Below are 4,578 nucleotides of genomic sequence, written 5' to 3'. Positions count from 1 at the left end.
CCCGACCCTGACCTGCCCCTCAGCGTCTACATGCACGCCCTGGGCGGCACCGGGATCACGGCCTATGGCGGCCTCCTGGAAACGGGCGCCCTGAAGGACGGCGAGCAGGTCTTTGTCTCTACCGCCGCCGGCGCTGTCGGCTCGGTCGCCGCCCAGATTGCGAAGATCAAGGGCTGCTACGTGATCGGCTCCACCGGCTCGGACGACAAGAAGCGCTGGCTGCTGGAGGAGGCGGGCCTGGACGCGGCCATCAACTACCGGTCCGAGAACCTGCGCTCCGCTCTGAAGGCCGCCGCGCCCAAGGGGATCGACGTCTACTTCGAGAACGTCGGCGGGGCCCACCTCGACGCCGCCCTGGCCTGCATGAACCTGCGCGGCCGGATCGCCGTCTGCGGCATGATCTCGACCTACAACGGCGACCGCGAGGGCGTGCGGAACCTGTCAGTCCTGATCTATGGCCGGATGCGGATGGAAGGCTTCGTCGCCTCCGACTTCCCCCATCTGCAGGAGCAGTTCCAGTCCGACATGACCGGCTGGCTGAAGTCCGGCCAGATCCGTTACCAGGAGACCGTCCTGGAGGGCTTCGACCGTGCACCGGAGGCCTTGATCGGCCTGTTCGAGGGCCGCAACGCGGGCAAGATGCTGGTTCGGCTCTAGCCTACTCGGCCGGGGTGGCGCCGGCGGACTGGCGAGCGGCCCAGCGGGCCCTCAGGCTCTTGCTGGTGTCCCGGCTGCCGTCGGGGCTCCAGCCCGGAGGGCCGAAGAGGTATCCGATAACCTCTCGTAGCGACCGGGCCGAGGCGAGGTCACGTCCGATGGCGATCCATTCATGGAAGGCCACGGTCAGGATGTTGAAGCTGCCCAGGTTGCGGATCAGGCCGTAACGGGGCTTTTCCTCGTCCAGCTCAGCCTGGAAGGTGCCGAACATCTTGTCCCAGATGATCAGGATGCCGGCATAGTTCCGGTCCAGGTACCTGGGGTTGCGCGCATGGTGCACCCTGTGATGCGAAGGCGTGTTGAAAACCGCCTCGAACCAGGCCGGCATCCGCCCGACCGCCTCGGTATGGATCCAGAACTGGTAGACGAGGCTGATCCCCTGCTGGATGGCGATCTGGGCGGGAGAGAACCCCAGGAAGGCCAGCGGCAGCCAGAGGAGCCAGGTCCCCGCAAGCCCGCCAGTCCAGGTCTGCCGAAGCGCCGTCGACAGGTTGTAGTGCTGGGAGGAGTGGTGGTTGACGTGCGCCGCCCACCAGAAACGCCGCTCATGGCTCAGCCGGTGGAAGACATAGTAAATCAGGTCGTCGAGGAAGAAGATCGCCGCCCAGCCCCACCAGGCGTCGAAGGGCACGGTGAAGATGCGGTGTTCCCAGACCCAGACCGTGGCGGTGAAGATCAAGCCGGCGGTCAGGAGGGCGGGAATCCCGCGCAGCAGGCCCATGGCCAGGGAGGCCAGTGTGTCGCGGGCCTCGTACTCGGCCTTGGCCAGTCGCAGACGCCCCAGGCCGATCTCCAGAAGGATGGCCAGGATGAAGAAGGGGATGGCCAGCTTGACCGGGTCGAAGGGCGCTTCCAGCATCAGGCGGTCTCCGCAACCCATCCCGCCAAGGCGGGTCGGGCCAGGCGCGGGCTCACGCCGGACAGACGAAGGTGCAGGCGACCGCCGCGGACGGGCGCTGAGACCGCGACGGTCCAGGCCAGGTCCCGGGCCACCCAGGAGTCGCCGAGGCGAAACAGGTAAAGGGCGTGGTCGCCGGACCGGGCCAGGGCCGCAGCTCCGTCGACGGCCAACCAGAACCGGTCGATCCGGGCATCGGGGTAGTCCTCCGCCAGGAGGGCTCGCGCCGTCGCCTCATCCAGCGGCGGGGTAGGCCGCGAAAGGCGCGCCGCCGCCGCCAGGGCGACGATCACGAGGACCGCGACGCCGGAGACGGCAAGCTGGCTCACAAAGGGGGGAATAGGAATGACGCGCTCCTTTGGCGCCCGAGAGTCAGGCAGGGGGACGGGAGCGTCAAGCCGGACCCTGCGGAAGCTTGACGGCGGCGCTGGTCGAGGGCTGTGTTCCGGACATGAACGCTCTCACCGACTTCATCCGCCGCCTGCCGAAGGCCGAGCTTCACATGCATGTCGAAGGCTCCCTCGAGCCAGAGATGATGTTCGAACTGGCCCGGCGGAACCGGGTCGCCCTGCCCTTCGCCAACGTCGAGGCGGTGCGGGCCGCCTACAGCTTCACGCGCCTCCAGGACTTCCTGGACATCTACTACCAGGGGGCGGCGGTCCTCCTGACCGAGGAGGACTTCCACGACCTGGCCCTCGCCTATTTCCGTCGGGCGGCGGCGGATGGCGCCGTCCGGTGCGAGATCTTCTTCGACCCCCAGACCCATACCGACCGCGGCCTGCCCTTCCGGGTGGCGATTGAGGGACTGCTTTCGGGCATGGCCGCCGCCGAGGCGGAACTCGGGCTGTCCAGCGGTCTGATCCTCTGCTTCCTGCGCCACCTGCCCGAGGAGGCCGCCCTGGAGACGCTTCGGGCTGCAGAGCCCTGGCTGGACAGGCTTCTGGGCGTGGGCCTGGATTCCTCAGAGTCCGGCTTTCCGCCGTCGGGCTTCCAGAAGGTCTTCCGGGCGGCGGGGGAGCGGGGCCTGAAGCGTGTCGCCCATGCCGGGGAAGAAGGCCCGCCCGCGTATGTCGCCGAGGCCCTGGATCTCCTGAAGGTGGACCGCATAGACCACGGGAACAGGGCCCTGGAGGACGAGACCCTGACCGCGCGGCTGGTCCGCGAGGGGCAAGTCCTGACCGTCTGCCCCCTGTCGAACCTGAAGCTCTGCGGGGTGCCTTCCCTGGAAGCGCACCCCTTGAAGCGGATGCTGCAACTCGGCCTGAAGGCCACAGTGAACTCCGACGACCCGGCCTACTTCGGCGGCTATCTCCTCGACAATTGGGTCCAGACCACACGGGCGGTGGGGCTGGAGCGCGACCATCTCGTCACCCTCGCCCGGAATAGCCTCGAGGGCGCTTTCTGGAGCGAGGCGGAACGAGCGCCCCATCTGGCCCGGCTGGAGGCTCTCGCCTCCGGTCAGTGATCGCCCGCCATCATGTCCCGGGTCATGACCCACTTGCCGTCCAGCCAGTCGACGATCTCCCGCGCCGCAGGGTGGTCGATGGCCGCATAACGTCCGCGCAGCCGGTCCTGCACGGCCGGGTCCATCCGGTCGCGACCGGTGTCGTTCAGCAGGATCAGGTGTCGCCGCACGAGGTCGGAAAGCTCAGGACCCAGCACCGCCTTCCCTGCCGCAGCCAGGGCCGCGCCATAGTCATAGGCCTCGCCCAGCCGGTAGCTCTCGGGCAGGGTCAGGGCGGGCAGCAAGGTCAGTTCCGGCTGGAGGGCGGGGTTCACCGCATGGGCCGCAAGCCGGGAGCCAATCTGGGCGGGACGCCCCGTGAAGGCGCGGAGGTAGAGGAAGGGCGACATCCGCGGACCGTCGTTCACGGGATAGTTGTCCCAAAGGACTGGGCGGCGGCCGAGCTGGTCGCCCACCCGCTCGAGATGACGCACGCCATAGGCGCGGCTGCACACCTCCTCCCCTGTCCAGAAGACCTCGATCCGCGGGTCCAGGGCGCGACCCAGGGACTCTAGATAGCCTTCAGGACGCTGGCCGAAGGCCATGTCCAGAGCCGGATCGTCAGAATAGTAGGTGGGGCAGAAAACTATCCGGCTGGCCCGGGTCCGGCCGGCAATCCAGTGGACGATCTCGGCCTGCGCCTCGGCGAGGCCCAGCAGGTCGCCGCGCATGTCGTCAAACAGGACGCCAAGGTCCTCGATCCCAAGCTCGTCAAGACGCGAAAGCTTGTCAGCCAGGGCTCGCTTGGTTTCGGCGCCGAAGTCCTTCCAGACCTCGAAGGGGCTGAGGCCCACACCAAATCGGACCCCTGCCTCACGGCAGGCGGCGGCGAAGCCGGCCAGCGCCCGGGCCTCACCCTCTGGATGCGCTTCCCGCCACCGACGGCGCAGGAAGGCGTCGGCCTTGGGCGCGTACATGAAGAAACGATAGCCAGCCGTCGCCAGCCGGCGCATGACCCTTTCCCGCGCCGCCCAGTCCCAGGGCAGGCCGTAGTATCCTTCGATCAGACCCAGTTCCGGCGTCATGGCGATCCCCTGCTCTTCCCGCCCCGTCCCGTCGTGCTATTCAGTGCGCCCCGGTCCTGATGGAACCGGATCGGAGCGGAGAGACATCTTGCACGCAGCGGTCATCGCGGCCACCGGCCTCTTCACCCCCGCCGAGCGGGTCACCAACGCCGAACTGGTGGAGGCCTACAACGCCTTCGTCGAGATTTACAACGCCCGTCACGCGGCGGAGATCGCCGGCGGCGTGGTTCCGGCTCTCGCCCCGTCCTCGGTCGAGTTCATCGAGAAGGCCTCAGGGATCAAGTCCCGTTACGTGATGAACCGGTCCGGCGTGGTCGACCCGGAGATCATGCACCCCCTGATCCCCGAGCGGTCCAACGACGAGCTGTCGATCATGGCCGAGATCGGCGTAGCGGCGGCGAAGGACGCCATCGCCCGCTGGGGCAAGGACGCTT

Annotated in this window: 5 protein-coding genes and 1 pseudogene; 3 read left to right on the top strand and 3 right to left on the bottom strand. The window is 68.0% G+C overall.

What is annotated here, in order from left to right:
• Positions 1–657, top strand: a 657-nt coding sequence (locus INE98_RS06690) for an NADP-dependent oxidoreductase (RefSeq protein WP_293537589.1), incomplete at its 5' end; no start/stop codon positions are given.
• Position 658: 1 nt separating this feature from the next.
• Here INE98_RS06690 and INE98_RS06685 read toward each other — a convergent pair.
• Both INE98_RS06685 and INE98_RS06680 read right to left on the bottom strand, forming a co-directional pair.
• A complete protein-coding gene (locus INE98_RS06685) occupies positions 659–1,576 on the bottom strand; it encodes a sterol desaturase family protein (protein ID WP_293537587.1) in 918 nt (305 codons plus the stop codon).
• Entirely contained in the window at positions 1,576–1,944 is a 369-nt protein-coding gene (locus INE98_RS06680) for a hypothetical protein (protein ID WP_293537586.1), read from the bottom strand. Before INE98_RS06680 ends, INE98_RS06685 begins: the two co-directional genes overlap by 1 nt.
• A gap of 122 nt (positions 1,945–2,066) precedes the next feature.
• Here INE98_RS06680 and INE98_RS06675 point away from each other — a divergent pair, with 122 nt between their 5' ends.
• Entirely contained in the window at positions 2,067–3,080 is a 1,014-nt protein-coding gene (locus INE98_RS06675) for an adenosine deaminase (protein WP_293537607.1), read from the top strand.
• Here the strand turns inward: INE98_RS06675 and INE98_RS06670 are convergent.
• The gene (locus INE98_RS06670; protein ID WP_293537584.1) at positions 3,074–4,144 is read right to left on the bottom strand and encodes a beta-N-acetylglucosaminidase domain-containing protein; all 1,071 of its coding nucleotides are present in this window, start codon (positions 4,142–4,144) and stop codon (positions 3,074–3,076) included. The genes INE98_RS06675 and INE98_RS06670 overlap by 7 nt on opposite strands.
• 88 nt (positions 4,145–4,232) lie before the next feature.
• On the opposite strand from INE98_RS06670, the pseudogene INE98_RS06665 reads away from it, so the two are divergent.
• Positions 4,233–4,578: pseudogene (locus INE98_RS06665) on the top strand (beta-ketoacyl-ACP synthase III); the annotation flags it as partial.

It is taken from the genome of Phenylobacterium sp., assembly GCF_020253645.1.
Lineage (GTDB): Bacteria > Pseudomonadota > Alphaproteobacteria > Caulobacterales > Caulobacteraceae > Phenylobacterium.
This window is presented reverse-complemented; position numbering and strand designations above follow the sequence as displayed.

What these genes read in the sequence shown, in the direction of transcription:
- INE98_RS06685 (WP_293537587.1), bottom strand. Translation starts at nt 1,576, where the DNA reads ATGCTGGAAGCGCCCTTCGACCCGGTCAAGCTGGCCATCCCCTTCTTC.
- INE98_RS06675 (WP_293537607.1), top strand. Translation starts at nt 2,067, where the DNA reads ATGAACGCTCTCACCGACTTCATCCGCCGCCTGCCGAAGGCCGAGCTT.
- INE98_RS06670 (WP_293537584.1), bottom strand. Translation starts at nt 4,144, where the DNA reads ATGACGCCGGAACTGGGTCTGATCGAAGGATACTACGGCCTGCCCTGG.